The organism is Chitinophaga sp. Cy-1792, assembly GCF_011752935.1.
In the GTDB taxonomy this organism is placed as follows: domain Bacteria; phylum Bacteroidota; class Bacteroidia; order Chitinophagales; family Chitinophagaceae; genus Chitinophaga.
Genome location: NZ_VWWO01000002.1, coordinates 1,151,873 through 1,170,026 on the forward strand (window position 1 = coordinate 1,151,873; position 18,154 = coordinate 1,170,026).

General features: G+C 47.3%; 13 protein-coding genes. 11 read left to right on the forward strand and 2 right to left on the reverse strand.

What is annotated here, in order from left to right; translation table 11 throughout:
- Window positions 1–70 precede the first annotated feature (70 nt).
- The 3 genes from F3J22_RS18780 to F3J22_RS18790 are packed head-to-tail and all read left to right on the forward strand — an operon-like array spanning window position 71 to window position 2,790.
- The gene (locus F3J22_RS18780) at window positions 71–1,042 is read left to right on the forward strand and encodes a histidine kinase (protein WP_167019478.1); all 972 of its coding nucleotides are present in this window, start codon (window positions 71–73) and stop codon (window positions 1,040–1,042) included.
- Window positions 1,029–2,090, forward strand: a complete 1,062-nt coding sequence (locus F3J22_RS18785) for a sensor histidine kinase (protein WP_167019479.1) — start codon at window positions 1,029–1,031, stop codon at window positions 2,088–2,090. The genes F3J22_RS18780 and F3J22_RS18785 overlap by 14 nt, the downstream gene beginning before the upstream one ends.
- Before the next feature lie 4 nt (window positions 2,091–2,094).
- On the forward strand, window positions 2,095–2,790 hold the full coding sequence (locus F3J22_RS18790) for a LytTR family DNA-binding domain-containing protein (protein ID WP_167019480.1): 696 nt from the start codon (window positions 2,095–2,097) through the stop codon (window positions 2,788–2,790).
- A gap of 96 nt (window positions 2,791–2,886) precedes the next feature.
- Here the strand turns inward: F3J22_RS18790 and F3J22_RS18795 are convergent, their stop codons facing one another.
- Both F3J22_RS18795 and F3J22_RS18800 read right to left on the reverse strand, forming a co-directional pair.
- On the reverse strand, window positions 2,887–5,349 hold the full coding sequence (locus tag F3J22_RS18795; RefSeq protein WP_167019481.1) for a hypothetical protein: 2,463 nt from the start codon (window positions 5,347–5,349) through the stop codon (window positions 2,887–2,889).
- Between the two features lie 86 nt (window positions 5,350–5,435).
- The gene (locus F3J22_RS18800; protein ID WP_167019482.1) at window positions 5,436–6,518 is read right to left on the reverse strand and encodes a serine hydrolase domain-containing protein; all 1,083 of its coding nucleotides are present in this window, start codon (window positions 6,516–6,518) and stop codon (window positions 5,436–5,438) included.
- 143 nt (window positions 6,519–6,661) lie between these two features.
- Between F3J22_RS18800 and F3J22_RS18805 the strand changes: the two genes are divergently transcribed.
- From F3J22_RS18805 to F3J22_RS18840, 8 genes are all read left to right on the forward strand, one after another.
- Window positions 6,662–9,283 (forward strand): glycoside hydrolase family 2 TIM barrel-domain containing protein, encoded by a 2,622-nt coding sequence (locus F3J22_RS18805; protein ID WP_167019483.1) that lies wholly within the window; start codon window positions 6,662–6,664, stop codon window positions 9,281–9,283.
- A gap of 217 nt (window positions 9,284–9,500) precedes the next feature.
- On the forward strand, window positions 9,501–10,163 hold the full coding sequence (locus F3J22_RS18810) for a GDSL-type esterase/lipase family protein (protein WP_167019484.1): 663 nt from the start codon (window positions 9,501–9,503) through the stop codon (window positions 10,161–10,163).
- Window positions 10,164–10,288: 125 nt separating this feature from the next.
- Window positions 10,289–11,617: a sensor histidine kinase KdpD gene (locus F3J22_RS18815; RefSeq protein WP_167019485.1), complete on the forward strand. Its 1,329-nt coding sequence runs from the start codon at window positions 10,289–10,291 to the stop codon at window positions 11,615–11,617.
- A 381-nt stretch (window positions 11,618–11,998) separates the two neighbouring features.
- A complete protein-coding gene (gene cfa / locus F3J22_RS18820) occupies window positions 11,999–13,126 on the forward strand; it encodes a cyclopropane fatty acyl phospholipid synthase (protein ID WP_167019486.1) in 1,128 nt (375 codons plus the stop codon).
- A 40-nt stretch (window positions 13,127–13,166) separates the two neighbouring features.
- Window positions 13,167–15,689, forward strand: coding sequence for a cation-translocating P-type ATPase (locus F3J22_RS18825; protein ID WP_167019487.1), 2,523 nt, complete (start codon window positions 13,167–13,169; stop codon window positions 15,687–15,689).
- 203 nt (window positions 15,690–15,892) lie between these two features.
- Window positions 15,893–16,534, forward strand: coding sequence for a hypothetical protein (locus F3J22_RS18830; RefSeq protein ID WP_167019488.1), 642 nt, complete (start codon window positions 15,893–15,895; stop codon window positions 16,532–16,534).
- A gap of 51 nt (window positions 16,535–16,585) precedes the next feature.
- A complete protein-coding gene (locus tag F3J22_RS18835; protein ID WP_167019489.1) occupies window positions 16,586–17,155 on the forward strand; it encodes a hypothetical protein in 570 nt (189 codons plus the stop codon).
- A gap of 116 nt (window positions 17,156–17,271) precedes the next feature.
- On the forward strand, window positions 17,272–18,135 hold the full coding sequence (locus F3J22_RS18840) for an alpha/beta hydrolase (protein WP_167019490.1): 864 nt from the start codon (window positions 17,272–17,274) through the stop codon (window positions 18,133–18,135).
- Window positions 18,136–18,154 lie beyond the last annotated feature (19 nt).

Here is an 18,154-nt window from a genome sequence, read left to right on the forward strand (position 1 = left end):
GGACGAAAAATATTCCTGGGCCAAACAGTGGATTAACGGGCACTTTATAGTAATTTCATCGGGTCGGAACATGAATTATCACCGCGAACCATACCGTTACCTGATACATGGCGCCATCTGGATGTCGCTGGTATTACTCTATTGCTACCCGCAACTGCGCGCTGGATGGCGTACTACCTTCTCCATGGAATATACTGTTGTCAGGTACATCCTGTATGGGTTCATTAACTTTAACCTCTTCTATCTGCTGGTTTTCGGTCTGCTGACAAAACCCATTCAGCAACGGCAATACATCCGTACGATTGCCTATGCGCTGGCAGCCGTTATTGCCTGGTGTTTCCTGAAATATTTCATTGGCAGTACCTGGTTTAAAGACCTGGTCATTCAGAAAGCAATGGCGTTAATAGGCCGGCCTAAATCATATTTTACTTTTGCAGAATATTTTAAGCAGGCCTTCAAAACCGGTCTGGGCGTAGCACTGCTGGCAATAGGATATGGATTGTTTCTAAACAGGCGTAATACGGAACTGGCAGAGCAAGGGCTGGAATCGGCGGTAAGCACTGCCAGTATTCGTTTTGAACGGATGCACCGCGGCTCTCAGCTATTATTGCAACACTTGCAGGCGCTGACCCCCATCCTGGAAGAAGAGGCCACACGCAGCGAAGAAGGCGTCAGGGCCATATTGCTGCTTTCAGAGCTACTGCGTTACATGCTCTATGATAAAGAAATCACGGAAGCGAAAGTAGACCTGAAAAAAGAACTGTATTTCTTCCAGCACTATATTACTTTAAGAAAATATCTTTATCCGCATCAGCAGCTCGACCTGGAAATTAGCAGTGGTAATGAATCAGCCACGCTGATAGAACCACTGCAGATGCAGGCCGCTACAGAAGAGCGTTTGCAGCAGTTATCCGGCTTTACGGGAAATATTCGTATTACCGTTTCCATCAAAATGAGCCAGGCAAATCTTGAAATCAGACCGGTAAAAGAATCCATGGTCGCTTATTCCTTCCATACAAAACTTTATCATGAGCAGGTCTGAAGTAAAGGAGTTTCTGGGGCTGATGCTATTGTTCATGCTGGTGTTATATGGTATGAACTTCCTCACCATGGCGGTTTTTACAAAAGAGAGCTTCCGCTATCTGCATATAAGGATAGGCATCCTCGGCTTTGTCAATTTCTTTCAGTTTTATATCTATTACAGATGGGGTGCGCAGTTGTTGCTGGTGCAAAAAAGCTGGAAAAAATTTCTTCAGCTGGTGATACCAGTCATGCTCGCTTTTAATCTGCTGAAATACCTGCTGGCTTTTTTTGTCTTCAAAAAAGAAATGCTATATCAGGGTTACCGCTTCGATACTATTTCAAAAGTGAGGATACAGCTATATAATTCTTTTCCTTCCTTCTTCATGGATAATACCTGGACAGCCCTGGTCATCCTCATAGCTGCCCTGTCGCTACAGCTTTTCATCCGATGGCTCCGGGAAGACCAGCGCCGGGCACAGCTCGAACAACGCCGCCAGCAGGCAGAATCCGGCTTCCTCAAAATGCAGCTGAATTCTCATTTCCTCATCAATAGCCTCAACAGCATCTATTCCCTTGCACTGGCAGGGAGCCCTGAAGTAGTCACAGCCAATAAAACGCTCACACATCTCCTGGGCTATATGGTAGAACAGCCCAACGGCATCGATTATCGTTGCAGCATCTATGAAGAAATGGATTACCTCTGCGACTTCATAAAACTACAGCGCCTCCGTACCGGTATGCCGGAAGGAATACAGGTCCACTTCGATCGCCAGATGCCAGATAAACACATCGCGCCGATGCTGCTGGTGCCCTTCGTGGAAAATGCATTCAAACACGGCATCACCAATCAGGCCGCAAATCCTGTAACTATCAGTATTTCCGGAGATAATCAGCAAATGAATTTTACGGTGTTTAATATCAAATCAAGATATAACAAAGATAAAACCGGCGGTATAGGACTGGAAAATGTTCGCAGAAGACTGGAGCTCATCTATCCGGGGCAGCATCAGCTGGATATCATCGAGCAAACGAATTCCTATCAGATTTCTTTAAACATTCAATGGTAAGCATATGGCTTTAAAGTGTATAGTGGTAGATGATGAGCCATTAGCAGTGCAGGTACTGGTATCTTTTATCAAAAAGCTCCCTGAGCTGGAACTGCTTCACAGCTTCAATAACCCCATGGATGCCCTGGCCTTCATGAAAACAGCGGAGGTAGACCTGGTATTCCTCGACATACAAATGCCGGAACTCAGTGGCATCGAGTTTATGCAGATACTCCAGAAAAATGCGGAGGTCATTATCGTAAGTGCGTACGATGATTATGCCATCGAAGGTTTCGAGCAGGATGCCATCGACTATCTCCTGAAACCTGTCAGCTTTGAACGTTTCCTGAAAGCAGTACAACGCGCCCAATCCCGTAAAGCAAGACCTGCAGCGCCTTTGCCGCCACAGGATAAATACATTTTCATCCGTACCGACAAACGCATCGTTCGCCTCGATGTGAGCGAAATCCTCTTCGTAGAGGCACTGCGTAATTATGTAGCCATACAAACGCCTAAACAGAAGATCATGACCCTGCAAAACCTGCGTAGCTTCGAAGAGTTGCTGGGCAACCGTTTCGTCAGGGTACATAAATCCTACATCGTAGCACTCGATAAAATCGACAGCATAGAACGACAACGCATTTTCATAGGAACCCATAACATTCCTATCGGTGAAGCCTATACGAAACACTTTATGGATGCGCTGACATTCCCTAAATAAATAAAACAAAGATGGCTCCAGCCGCAGGCTGGAGCCATCTTTGTTTTATAGCGGGATGCCGAAGGCATCCCGCTATAAAACAAAATAAAATAGAAACTAATTCCTCCGGATTCTACCACCACCACCACCAGCAGGTGCCGACGGCCTCGAAGGCTGCGCTCTCGGCGGCGTACTGAAATTCTGCTGACGCATACCACCACGATCACGCTGCATCTGTATCCTGTTCATATTCTGTTGCTGCTGTGGCTGGGCATTCTGCCAACGGTTATTTTCACGCTGCTGCCAGTTGTTATTCTGCCTGCGGTAGATGTTACCGTCATTGTCTGACATGATATTGTTGCTCTGTCCCCGCGATGGACGCGCTTCCGGTCTGGCCGGCGTATTGCCTGGTAACCGGTTGTTGCCACCGGGATTGGCAGGCTGGTTATTGCCTGGTAGTCGGTTGTTACCACCGGGATTGGCAGGCTGGTTATTGCCTGGTAACCGGTTGTTACCACCAGGATTGGCAGGGTTGCCCGGCAAACGATTGTTGTCGTTCCTGTCTGGCCGCGGATTACCTGTGTTATTGCCAGGCAACCTGTTGCTGCCGCCCGGGTTCGCCGGATTAACGTTGCCTCCGGGCAGGCGGTTGTTGTCGCCACGGTTAGGAACACCGGTATTATTGCCTGGGAGCCTGTTATTGCCACCCGGCATATTGTTGCCTTGTCCTGGCAGGCGGGAAGGCCTGTCAGAAGTGGTGATGTTCACCCGGTCGCGGTACAGGTTGTTGCTGACGCCGGGGCGGCCAGGGCCAAGATTACCTGGACGTACCGGCCGGTTTACATTGAGTGGCCTGTTGTAGTTGATGTTAGGCCGGTTGATCTGCCAATGCGGACGGCCATAGTAACCACCGTTATAACCCCATGGTCTGAACGGTGGCCTGAACAGGGGAGGACCAAACCACCCGCCGTAATAACCGCCTGTCCAGTAACGGAAGTTCATCCAGCCGAAGTTGAAAGTCCAGCCAAAGCCTATATTCCAGCCTGTCCAGGGATTATAGCTCACGCCAAAACCCCAGGTGAGCGGCCTCGGGAAATACATGGAGCCCCACCATGGACGGTACCGCCAGCCGGTACCCCATACTACCGTAGGGCCGTAAATATAGGTATTGAGATAACCAGGCGTATAGCCGGTATAGATATAATCTGGTGTTACCTCATAGATGTAAACGTATTTGGTGTTGTAGGCCTCACTGGATGCCGGTATTTTATCTACATCCGCAGGCCGGTCGGTACTGATTACCCATGGCCCGTCCGGTGAAGTGCTGGTAAACCATACGCCATTGTCTACGGCATAATACCTGGCGCCTGCACGCAGCACGGTGATGTTGCTGTTTACTGCCAGCTGTAAGCTGGTACCTTCTATCTGCTGGAATTGCGGCGTACCGTCGTAGGTGACGCTGGTGCCGGCGGTAGACCTGTCTACGCGGGCAGTCTGTGGAATTTCGGCGTCAATAACGGCTTCTTCTGCGGCCTTGGTGCCCGCTACGCTGGCCAGTACACCATCCTTTTCGGAGCCATCCGGTATTTTTGCGAAATCTGCCGGCAGCTCATCGCTGGGTACATACTTCCACGGGCCCTGCAGGGTAGCGGCTTTATACCATCTGCCCGACAATAGCACATATGTCTGGTTATCATTAATATTCTTGAAGATATCTTCGAGTGAATTATCTGCATATAATAAACTCGTACCCTGCAAATTCTTAAAGGTGGCAGGGCCATCGGTCTGTATCAGCTCTGCCGGTGTTGTCCTGACGATGATCTGCTGCGGGGTAGGGTTGGTATATTTAGGAATGGAATCGTTTTTCTCTTTGGCCTTTAATTCCGCATCTATGGCCCGGATGGTGGAGGGCAGGTTCCTGTCTACCACATAGCCGTTTTTTACATTGGTAGAAGAATACCAGAAATTTCCACCATAGAGATAATATTTTTTATCAGTCGGGTTCAGGACGATAAGGTTAGGAGTGTTAACAACTCTTTGCATGTTGAGGTCCTTGTCGGCCTGTAGTCTGGGCTCTCCATCCATGATTACCAGCATGGATGGTTTTGTCTGGTAGATGATCTCCGGAGGGTCATTATTCAGATTGACATCCCGTATCTGCTGCTCGGAACGGATGGAGGTCATCAGTTCATCGAGCGACATGGTCAGGTCCCATTTGGGTACTTCAGACTCCAGCAAGCTCGATATCTGCAACAGTTTATTATTGTCTGTGATGTCCGGAATTTTGATCCTGGATACGTTCAGGGTCTGTAACACAGCGGTGCGGGAATTTTTATCGGTGTTCAGCATGGCGGTAGCCCATACCACACCAAAGATAGGCTCTGATTTAGCCGTTTCTCTTACCGACACTGCCGCACGGAAGGACAACATATTACCCTGCAGGTTTTCGGGCTGGGGCTGATAAATTGTTACTTTGCCGCCGTTGTCCAGGGGAATCTCTTTTGGCCAGTTGATTTCCTGCGCATTGGCCGAAACCAGCCAGCAACAGCAGAAAATCCACATCAGAAAATGAATGCGCATGTTAAGATGTTATCAGTTAGGAACACCATGTACCCACGTTTGCAGGTCCATGTTTCTAACTTTAACAGCAGCGGCCGTACTATAGTTTACTTTGTTAACGCGCTCTGCCCCTGAAATACCTGATCACATAAATGTTTCAGCTCTACCATCCTTGCATGCCTGCCGTCGCTGTCGAGATAGAAGGTCATCAGGAAACCGGCGTACTGCGCATCATTATTGACCCAGGGAAAGCTGCCGAATAAACCCGGACTGGTTACCGTATGGTCTTTCATCACCCATTCGCCATAGCCGTAGCCAAACTGGCCGGCTTCTGCCGGACTATAGGCAATCGTCACCTCCTGGCTGATTCGGTTCGCCTGCATGGCTGCCAGGGCTTCCTTACTCAGGATTTGCTTCCCTTCAAACTGACCCTTGTTCAGTATCATCGACAGAAACTGGATATAGTCTGCCGGCGTACTCCGTGCACTGCCTGCGGGCTGCGGCACCGGCTGGTCGCCAAAATTGGTACTGTTCATATGTAACGGATTGGCGATGCGTTCCCGGAAGAGGGTACGGAAGTCTTTACCACTGATTTTCTCCAGCACCGCCGCTGCCAGCTGCAATCCGATGCTGCTGTAGTGAAATACTTTTCCTGGCTGGCCTTCCATGGGCAACTCACTGATGATCTGCACAGATTCTTCCATGGTAGTGGCTTTCCCCATTGTTTGCTGCTCCTGGCGCAGGGGAGGAGCTTTTATGCCGGTCAGGTGCGACAGGCAATCACTGATCGTAATATTTCCTTTCCCTGCGGGAGATAGTACAGGCAGATATTTCCCGATAGTATCTGTCAGCTTCAGGCGGCCTTCGTCCACAAAGGTCATGACCAGCGCGGCACTGAGCCACTTGCTGCAGCTGGCAATCGCCATCTGTGTATTCATTGTCAATTCACCAAGGTTCGGTTCCATCCCCTGACGCCTGGCAATCATCCGGCCCATGGCCTGCTGGGTAGCATTCAGTCTGCCGGCAGAATGGCTGTACACTACTTTCCCATCTTTATAAAGTACTAATAATGCGCGCCCTCCCATGAGCGGCGCTGCCTGCGCCAGCCAATTGTCCAGCGGTGTGAAGTCCTGCGCAAAGCCGGCATAAAAACACAGCAGCAAAAGCGGAAGTAAGAAAAATCTTTTCACGGGGTAATGATTTAGGGAGAAACCAGATTTAATAAATCGAAAATATCGTATTATTTTGAAGGCATGGTTATAGCGGACGTTTTTTTCGTATATGCTATATTTGAGACTTAGGATGATGTAATTTTTGTTGGTAAATCAGTTTTATGAATCGAAGAATTAAGCTTACCGGCTTGCTGCTATGTGCTGCCTCCGGCCTGATGGCACAGGAGAAGTATGAGCTGAACAGCGGCTGGAAATCGCATCCGGCAAAGGATGTTAAGGTAAACGGTGCCACCCTCTCTACGCCGGGATATGCTGTAGGCAGCTGGGAACCCGCTACTGTTCCGGGTACGGTGCTTGCTACGCTGGTAGAAAATAAAAAGGTGGCTGATCCCTTCTACGGGATGAATAACAAAAATATCCCCGATATCTACCATACCGGAGCCGATTACTATACCTGGTGGTTTGTAAAAGACTTTAACGAAGCCCGCCCTGATGCTGATGGCCAGGTATGGCTCAACTTCCGCGGTGTCAACGATGGCTGCGATATCTACCTGAACGGACAAAAAGTAAATGCTGCCACGCATCGTGGTGCTTACCTGCGCCAGACATATAATATTACCAGGTTGCTCAATAAAGATGGCAAAAACAGGCTGGCGGTGATCGTGTTTCCGGGTCTGAACCCCGGCAATCCTAACGGCGGCCAGGGCGGCGATGGTACCATCGCCCGCAATGTAGGCCCGCAGTATACCGCAGGGTGGGACTGGATCCAGCCTATGAGAGACCGTAATACTGGTATCTGGGATAAGGTAACCATTGAAAAAACCGGCGCAGTGCGTATCAAAGATCCGCATGTGGTGACGATAGTGCCTGGTACCCGTATGCCGCAGGGCATTCAGCAGCCTGCTACCATCAAAGTGGCGGCTACTCTGGAAAATGCCGCTGCTACCAACGTTACCGGCCAGCTTAAATATGTATTGAATGGTAAATCGATTCAGCAAACTGTAACCCTTGCCCCGCAAGCGGTTACCACGATACAGCTGCCAGACTTCCAGTTAGAAAATCCTTCCCTCTGGTGGCCGGCAGGCTATGGCCCGCAAAACCTCTACCAGCTGCCACTGGAGTTTGTCGCCAACGGCAAAACCTCCGATAAACTATCGGTAGAATTCGGCGTCCGCGAAATACAGACTTCCTGGAATACGTATACCCGTAGCCGTGAGGTAAAGGTAAACGGCCAGCGTATCTTCATAAAAGGTGGTAACTGGATCACCTCCGATGCCATGTTCCGCTTCAGCAAAGAAAGATATGATGCGGAAATACGCTTCCACCGCGATATGAACCTCAACCTCATTCGCATCTGGGGCGGTAGTCTTACGGAAAGACCTGAATTCTTTGAAGCCTGTGATAAATACGGCCTCCTCGTATTCCAGGACTTCTGGATGTCGGGAGATTGCAATGGCCGCTGGCTCGACCCTCAGAAAAAGGAAGACCAGTGGGTACGCCGCCAATACCCTGACGACCACCAGCTGTTTATCGCCAGCGTCGCCGATCAGGTGAAAATGCTCCGCAACTATCCATCGCTGGCATTCTGGTGTGGTGGTAATGAAATCACCCCGCCACAGGATATCCTCGCTGCTATGAAAGACAGTATCCTGCCTGCCCTGGATGGCACCCGCTATTTCTTCGATTACTCCAACACCGATAGTATGTCGTACAACTTCATCGGTGGCAATGGTGATGGCCCCTACGGTATTCAGACCGTGGCGCATTTCTGGGCAGACCGCACCTTCCCCTTCAACTCTGAAGTAGGATCGGTAGGCGTCGGCGATTATGCCTCCCTGGAAAGGTTCCTGCCGGAAGCCAACAGGGTAGCGCCTACGGAAGGTGATAAACAGGTAGACAGCGTTTGGGAATACCATAAATATATCGGCTATGGTAAGAGCATTGCACCTTATGGTGCTGCCAGGAACCTGGAAGACTGGGCCAATAAAGCGCAGCTGGTAAATTATGACCAGTACCGCGCACTCATGGAAGGTTTCAGCGCTCATATGTGGGACTGGTACACCGGTGTGATCATCTGGAAAACACAAAATCCATGGACAGCCTTACGCGGACAGATGTACGATTACTACCTTGATCCGAATGCTTGTCTGTACGGCTTGCACAGCGGCAGTAAGCCTTTACATGCCATGTACAATCCGGTAGATAAGCAGATCATGGTGGTCAATAATACCTTCGAATTCCACCGCGACCTCATGCTGGAATGGGTAGCCTACGATATGGACGGCAAACCCCACGACCTGGGCATGCAGTTCCTGGAGGCAACGCCATCTTCTGTGCAGCGCCACCTTGATATCAAAGCCATGGTAGAGAAAAACGGTAACAGCAAAGGGATGTTCCTGTCGCTGCGACTCCTCAACCTGGAAAAAGAAGTCATCGATGATAACTTCTACTGGCTGCCTGATGCCAGCGGCAATTATTCCGGCCTGCAGGAATTACAGCGCGTATCGCCCACCATTACGGCAGTACGTAAAAATGATGAAGTCGTTGTTACGCTGACCAACGCGGCCAATGGCCCGGTAGCATTTTTTAACAGGGTGTCATTGGTAAATAAGGCAGATAAAAAACGTATTCTCCCTGTATTTTATTCAGATAATTATATATCTGTTTTACCGGGAGAATCAAAAACCATTACCATCAGCGGCGACCGCGTAAAGGCTGCCAAAGATGCTGTGGTGGAGGTTTTTGGACAAAATGTCGACAAGGTGTATGTCAACATAAAATAAGCAGTAATAGGGCGATAGCCCAACGTGCGTAGCACGGAACCCACAAACCAATAGCGAAGCTATTGGTTTAAAAATTCGCGATAATCTACAATGGAGGCCCAGTGACGGGCCTCCATTTTTAAATAATAAAAGACTTTTTAAATTCTTTTGATAAGTGGTCATAATATCCCCGGAGATTTTTATATTTTGTCCACCAGATTCAATTTGAGTATCAGTTATGAAGAAACTATTATTAGTGTTCCTGGCAGTAGCGGGATTATCGAAAGTAACCACTGCCCAGGAAGCCAAACCACGATTCTGGGACGATGTACAAACGATCAAAGCCTATGACAAAATTTATGCACCACCGGCAGATCCCATTCTTTTCATAGGTAGTTCCTCTATTCGTAAATGGGGAAATGTACAGCAGATCTTTGCACCGCAAACCGCCATGAACAGAGGTATTGGCGGAGCGATCGTCAATGATATTACCTTTTATCTGAATGATATCGTATTTCCATATCACCCTAAAGAAATTGTGTTGTATGTGGGGGAAAATGATGTTCCGGATGCAGCCAATACGGCAGATACTATCTTTAACCGTACAAAAGTGCTGGTAAATGCGATCAGGGAAAAATTGCCAACGGTTCCGCTGGTGTATATTTCCATGAAACCGAGCCCATCCCGTGTGAAGTGGATTGAAAAAACAAAGGCTGCCAATGCGCTGATCCGCAACTGGATTGAAAAGCAGCCGCATTGCACCTACGTGGATATTTTCCCTGCCATGCTGGATGCCAAAGGCAATACCAGGCCTGAACTCTTCATCGGCGACCTGCTCCACATGAACGATAAAGGCTATGCTATCTGGAATGCAGCGGTAAAACCATATATCGTAAAATAGTGTTATAGCAGCGGCATCAGCATCATTAAAGGCTGATGCCGCTTTTTTATGTTAGCACTCCTTTTCATTAATTTCTTGTTACCCACTATGCGCGCATTTGAATTTCAGGGTATATTTGTGCTCCTATGCTGAAGGATTTACGGCAGATTTCGTCTGATTATATTCACTATTGCTGGAATGCCATAGTAAACGTTGGGATTTATCCTGGCATGCCGTTTATTGAAGTAAGAAGAACAAAATTGCTCAACCTCCTGGCAATTCCCTGTATTCCCTTCATGCTCTACTTCTGCATACTCAACTTTTGCCAGGGACGTATTACCTTATCTGCCTTTAATCTTACTACCTCCGCCAGTGCCGGCATGTTGCTGCTCATGCACAAGTTCCGTAAATACCTCTGGGCACGCACCTGGGTAATTATGGCATGCGCCGTCATCTACGCCTTTACAGGATTTGTTTACCATAACGGCGCCGAATACTTTCTCCTGAATATCCTCATCGTTACCATCCTGGTAAATGACAATACCTGGTATATTGTAATCGTCAGCATACTGATCATACTCGTATTTGTAGGGATCGTTTATTTCCCGCAACACCTTAGCTGGGCTGATCCGGTCCCGAGACAACGTGTATGGCTGAATGTGGTGGTGTCGCTGGCATTCCCTATCGTAGGGCTCACCTTCTTCAAACGTATCCAGTCCGATTACCAGAAAGAAATGGAAGCACAGCGCCAGTCGCTGGCCAATATGAATAAAGACAAGGAAAAGCTCTTTTCTATCGTTGCCCACGATGTACGTAGCCCGCTTGCCACGCTGGAAGTCCTGCTGGACATGTTCCTGAAAGGAGAGTACCCCGAAAAAGATATGCGGGAAGCCATTGAAGTGCTCCACGAAAAGGTAGCACAGCTGGGCGGCTCGCTCGACAATGTCCTGCGCTGGAGTAGCCGCAGCATGAAGGGTATTCAGGCTTTCCCGGCCAATTTTCCGCTGGAGCCACTGGTGGTAGAAGTCCTGTATTTCTTCCGCCTGCCCGTGCTGCAGAAGAAGATTACCGTGGAGCTGCAAATACCGGACGAGCTGAAAGTATATGCCGACAGAGACCAGGTTTCTGTTATTCTCCGCAACCTGCTGAGTAATGCACTTAAATTCAGTTTCCAGGGCGGTACCGTCACTATCGGCGCTAACCCCAACCACGAACAGGTGGCTATCAGCTTCCGCGACCAGGGTACCGGCATGACACCAAAACAGATTACCGACCTGTTTTCCTACCGCCAGCACCCCGAATATGGCACCAACGGTGAACGTGGTACAGGGCTGGGATTGGTGCTGTGTAAGGAGTTTGCCCAGCAGAACGCAGGTAGCATAGGGGTGGAAAGTCTGCCCGGTAAAGGCACCAGTTTTACGATTAGTTTACCCATTGCCCGCAGTGCCGATGAATTCGAAGATGATGAAATTTAACAGTGTATAAAATACGCTTATAAAATATTTTTTGCAATTATAAACGCTATTTAATCATTGGTATGATTTTTTTTACTATTTTTCACCCTTCAAAAAAATCTATGTAAATAGAGGGCGATACGGATGGGTATCGTCTTTAGATATATTATTTTGCTTATGAGGATACGGGCCGGACTTATTCTTATACCGGCCCCTCAATTAACGGCTTCGGCTAAACGTCCTCCAGTTTTATTACCGCTTGTAAGTCTGTAGTTACATTTACTGTATGGCTATTGCAGCCAGTTCACCTAATTTTTTATATTCAATCCGGCTCATTTGCAGCTTTCATAAACTTTTGGAAACGGCATTTGTTTAGGGCTATTGTACGTGAATTCTGTTGCAATGGAAAACAGTAAAAATATGATTACCCGCCTGCTGGCCTCCGCAGGTATAGCTATTAACGGTAATGATCCCTGGGATATCACCGTCAATAATGATCATTTTTATCCCAGTGTATTGAAACATGGCTCCATGGCCCTGGGAGAATCGTATATGGCTGGCTGGTGGGATAGCCCCCATCCTGATCAGTTCATTACGCGCATCCTGAAATCGCGGCTGGAAGATAAAATCCGTGCCAGCTGGCAGCTCAAAAGGGATATCCTTATCTCCCGGATCTTTAATTTCCAGCACCCGGAGCAGTCCTTCAAAAACGGCCGTAAACATTACGACCTGGGCAACGACCTTTTCTCCCACATGCTGGACCCCCGCATGACCTACACCTGCGCCTTCTGGGACCAGGCAGAGAACCTGGCCACCGCTCAGGAAAACAAACTGGACCTCACCTGCAGAAAGCTTCACCTGCAACCCGGTATGCGCGTGCTCGACATCGGCTGTGGCTGGGGCAGCTTCGCCAAATTCGCTGCCGAACGCTATGGGGTACACGTTACAGGTATTACCATTTCAGAAGAACAGGCCCAGCTGGCAGCAGAACGTTGCAAAGGGCTGTCGGTAGATATCAAAGTCATGGACTACCGCAGCATGCAGGAAAAATTCGATGCCATCGCCTCACTGGGCATGTTCGAACATGTAGGCTACCGTAACTATCCCGCCTATATGAAAATGGCCAGGCATTGCCTCAAAGATGACGGCCTTTTCCTCCTCCATACCATCGGTGGCAACCGCTCACATACCATGGCAGATCCCTGGCTGGATAAATATATCTTCCCCAACGCCAATATCCCGTCTATTGCACAGATAGGGAAGTCGGCAGAAGACTTTTTTGTAGTAGAACACTGGCAGAACTTCAGCACCGACTACGACAGAACGCTGATGGCCTGGCACCAGAATTTCAATAATAACTGGGACCACCTCTCCGGAGCTTATGATCCTGTTTTTAAAAGAATGTGGGATTACTACCTGATGTCGTGTGCCGGCTCTTTCAGGGCACGGTATAGCCAGCTATGGCAGGTGGTACTGTCGCCACATGGTGTGGCCGGCGGTTATAAAATAGCATCACGGGGGACTTCCTGAAATAGCTTATTTTCATATCTCCGCTAATTCGCTATTGCTTATGGCTGAACGTAAGAATATCCCGGCGCATATCAAAGGACTGGATGATGCCGCTGTACTGGCTTCCCGTAGAGAGAACGGAACGAATGAATATGCCACAAAAGAGAAAAACAGGCTGCTGGCATTGTTGTCGGAATTACTTTCCGAGCCCATGCTGTTGTTGCTGATAGCTGTTACCATTATATATTTTATCCTGGGAGAAACCAGCGAAGCCTATTTCATGCTGGCAGCAATCCTGGTGGTTTCCGGTATTTCCATCTATCAGGAAGGCCGTAGCAATAAGGCTTTGGAGGCGCTGAAGAAAATCAATCAGCCACTGAGCCAGGTTGTCCGCAAAGGGAAAATTATCAGTATCCCCACCGCAGATATTGTAGTGGGAGATGTGATGGTAGTGGAAGAAGGCAATACCGTTAATGCCGATGGATATGTGTTACATGCCAATGATTTTTCTGTCAATGAATCGGCACTAACAGGAGAAGCATTCACCGTATCTAAAACGCCGGAAGGGGATAAGGACCTCTATAGCGGCACACTGGTGGCCTCCGGCCTCGCCTTCGCGAAAGTAGAAAAGGTGGGCGCTCAAACAAAAATAGGGGAGTTGGGTACCTCCATATTAACGATAAAAGATGAGCCTACCTTATTGCAAAAACAAATTACGCACTTTGTAAAAGTAATGGCGATCATCGGGCTGGCGGTATTTCTGGCGGTATGGGGATATAATTTCTATATCAGTGGAAGCCTGATAGATAGTTTGCTGAAAGGCCTCACCCTCGCCATGTCTATACTCCCGGAAGAAATCCCTGTTGCCTTCACCACCTTCATGGCATTGGGTTCCCGGCGGCTGATGCAGCTGGGGATCATCGTAAAGAAAGTACGCACTGTAGAGGCGCTGGGCAGTGCTACGGTTATATGTACCGATAAAACAGGCACCATCACAGAAAACAGTATGCAGCTGCATGATGTGTATGCCACATCCACGGGTAAACTATACGAAAAAGATGACTGGAAAGACCCTGCAGCAACGGAAGTGATTACTTATTCGATGTGGGCCAGTGAGCCCGTCCCGTTTGACCCGATGGAGAAAACGCTGCACAGTGTTTATGGAAAAGTAACCACCTCCGACCTCCGTCCTAAATTCAATATCGTACATGAGTACCCGTTAGGGGGCACGCCGCCCATGATGACGCACGTCTTCGCAGACAGTTCAGGCAATCGGTTTATTGCTGCCAAGGGCGCTCCTGAAGCCATTATTACCGTATGTGAGTTACAGGGAGAAGACAGGAAGAAGGTAGTTGACCAGTTGAATGCCCTCACCAGTCAGGGTTACAGGGTGCTGGGCGTAGCGCGTTCCGGTTTTAACGGCAACGACTATCCGGAGTTTCAGCAGAGTTTACCATTTACCTTCCTGGGACTGATTACTTTTTACGATCCTCCGAAAGCCAATATCAAAGCAGTATTTGATAAATTCTATGCCGCTGGTATCGTGGTGAAGATCATCACCGGCGATAACAGTGCCACCACCAGGGCCATTGCAAAGCAGGCCGGACTCCGCAATGCGGACGAAACAATAGATGGCGATGTATTGATGCAGCTGGAAGAAGACCAGCGCCGCCAGAAGATGGAGTCGGCCAATATCTTCACACGCATGTTCCCCGAGGCAAAGCTGGCAGCCATTAATGCCCTGAAAGCAGAAGGAGAGATCGTAGCCATGACCGGCGACGGTGTCAACGATGGCCCGGCGTTGAAAGCCGCCCATATTGGTATCGCCATGGGGCAGAAAGGTACCGAAATCGCCAAACAGGCGGCAGCGCTGATACTCAGCAATGATGACCTTTCCGGCATGGTAGATGCCGTTGCCATGGGCCGCCGTATCTACAATAATATCCGAAGGGCAGTATTGTATATTGTAGCTATTCATATACCGATTATCCTCACTGTGTCCCTGCCACTATTCCTGGGATGGTTATACCCGAATATATTCACGCCTATGCATGTCATTTTCCTCGAAATAGTGATGGGGCCTACCTGTTCCATCGTATACGAAAATGAACCGCTGGAGAAAAATACAATGTTGCAGCCACCGCGCCCCATCAATGAAACGTTTCTCAGCTGGGAGGAAATGGGCAGGTGTATTCTCCAGGGCCTCGTGATTACCGCCGGCGTACTGGGTGTTTACCAATGGGCTGTTCATCACGGATTTGACGAAATCCGCACCAGGAGTATGGTTTTCACGACGCTGATCATCGCCAACATCTTCCTGACAATGGTCAACAGGTCTACCTACTACTCCTTTATTACCAGCATGAAAAATAGAAATATGCTGATGTTGGGCGTCATCACCGCTACCGTTCTCTTAACTGCCATCATGCTATATGTGCCAGCTGTAGCCAACCTTTTCAGTATTACCGCCCTAAGCGCCGATCAGCTCCTGGTTTGCCTGGTAGTTGGAATGATCTGTGCCGTGTGGTATGAAGGCGTGAAATGGTATAAGAGAGGTAGAAGTAAAACAAATGATTCGTTTTGATAATAATCTAGATAAACAAATATCCGCTACTACCAGATGGCCGCAGCCCTTTTTCCCCAAATCAGGCGGCATTTCCAGGGAATTAAATCATCCTGCGACAGAATTATTGATTGGTAATAGGTAAATTTAAGCGTTATCCGGGATTTGACTGTGAAAATGCGTATCCTGATAATAATAGATGCCAGGATACAATTTAATCAGAAATGGAAAAATCATTGATCTGCAATTTAGTTACCGAACTTAGTATTTATGATCCGGAGGAAATTGATATCAGAATTTTAAATTTTGATACCAGTACAACAACACCTTTTGTCGATTTAGTAATTAAGATATCAACTGTTGAGGAAGAAAAGACAGGGGATTTGAGAATACAGTTTGATCAATTGCATGCTGCCTGTATCTCTTTAATTCCTGCAAATGACATATTTTATTCGGATGACCATCCGTTACTTTGGGATTACAATGATTTGCAGGCAAGTTTATATTTTACCGGCGTCTCAGCCGATGTGTATAAATTATTTTGGGAGGTCAAACAAATTGAAAAACGGTTATATGGCCACTATCAATATATTGATCGCTATTTAAATAGTGAATTGGAAGTTGTAAAATTGATGAAAGCAGGTAGAGGTTTATTTGCAAATGGTCCCAAAAAGTTGTTGCAGGAGATGGCTAAAGTCCTGGCAGATAACGTATTGAAATTCTCTCTTATCAGTGAACGGGAACCCAGCCTGTGTGATGGTACAAGACTGACGGCCAAACGCCAGTATCCCTCCGCTTTGTTAGTTGGAAATTCATATTTCATTGCCAACAAAATTGATGTAGATTTCCTGAAGTATCAGGGATAGCAATGTACTGGTTAACCAGGTAGTAAAGTACGTTTATATAATTCTTAGGATATGAAGATTGTTATTTTAATTGGAATCCTGTGCTGCAGTTTTAATGGCTATTGCCAGAAAGATTCAATTCCAAAATTTGAAACCTCGGGAGAACAGGAGGATTATTGGGCTAAAAAGACATTTCAAGCCGGGGAAAAGATGAAGTATGAAAAGTATAACGGGGTTGTGAAAAAGGTAAATGCTACTACTTATAAATATGGTTCCCAGGTTATTAATGTCAGTGGTACAGAGGCTATAAAGCAGTTATTTTCACTTGGTTTCATCTATCCTTCATTGATTGCCTCGCCGTCAGACCACATTGCGTCATCGCCAAATAAAGAACATTCGCTCAATGATACTTTTCGTGCGGATACATTTTATGTTGGAAATTTTGAAGAGTTAAAGTTTTTAGAAGAATCCCCCAAAATGAAACGCTTTACTTGTTGGGTACAGTGGAAGGGTGGGTTGGCAAATCCCCTTGTATTTCTTTTTGAACTGGAATCTGAGTCGGCTGATAAAACTGGAAACTGGAAAGATTTCATAAAAGGGGCCTCCCTTACGTTCTTCAAACAAGGATGGGTAATTATTTAAACAAGGAAAGTTATAACCATTTTTCCGGCATCCATTTGTTAAACTTATATTTGTTTGGTTTCTTAATTAAATAAACACCGGAACCCAATATCTATCATTATTTCAGACAACCCAATATGATGAAGTACATCAGAATTTTCGTAGCATGTCTTTTACTGGCCACTGCCATCCATGCCAATGCCCAAACGGACACCAAACCTTTGACCATCGGACAATCAACAGTTTTATTCTCAAAAATCCTGAATGAAAACAGGAATATTAATATCTACTTACCGGAAGGTTACAATGCCGCAGATACCACCACCTATCCTGTTATCTATATCCTGGATGGAGGTATGGAAGAAGATTTTTTTCATATAGCCGGTATTGTTAGATTTAATACCCAGCCATGGGTAGCACGTTTTCCTAAATCTATCGTTGTTGGTATAGAGAACGTAAACAGAAGGCGTGACTTTACCTTCGAGGTTCCAAACCTGGATTTTCTTGAGAAGGAAGGTTTTCAGAAAAGCAGCTTCCCACAATATGGTAAGTCCGCCGCCTATATGGATTTCCTGGAAAAGGAATTGCAACCTTTTGTGAAGCAAAATTTTCATGCACGTGCGTATAATACGGTTATCGGCGAATCGCTGGCGGGGCTGCTGTCTACAGAAATTCTGCTGAAACGTCCTTACCTGTTTAATGACTACATCATTATAAGTCCGAGTCTGTGGTGGGGAGAAAGAAAATTACTGGCAGATGCAGCAAATCTGATGCAGAAAAATCTGAAAAAACCGGTACGTGTATACTTAGGTGTTCCTAACAAAGATGAAGACCTCCGCATGTATAACGTAGCAGTTTCTTTACATGAAATAGCCGCTAAACAAAAAAATATCAGTATCATTTTTGACTATATGCCGGAAGAGCTGCACTCCACAGCGATTCATCAGGGCGTGTACAATGGATTTAAGAAGTTATTTCCTAAAACGGCATTTTCGAAATAAAGGTTAGAAAAAATAGTAC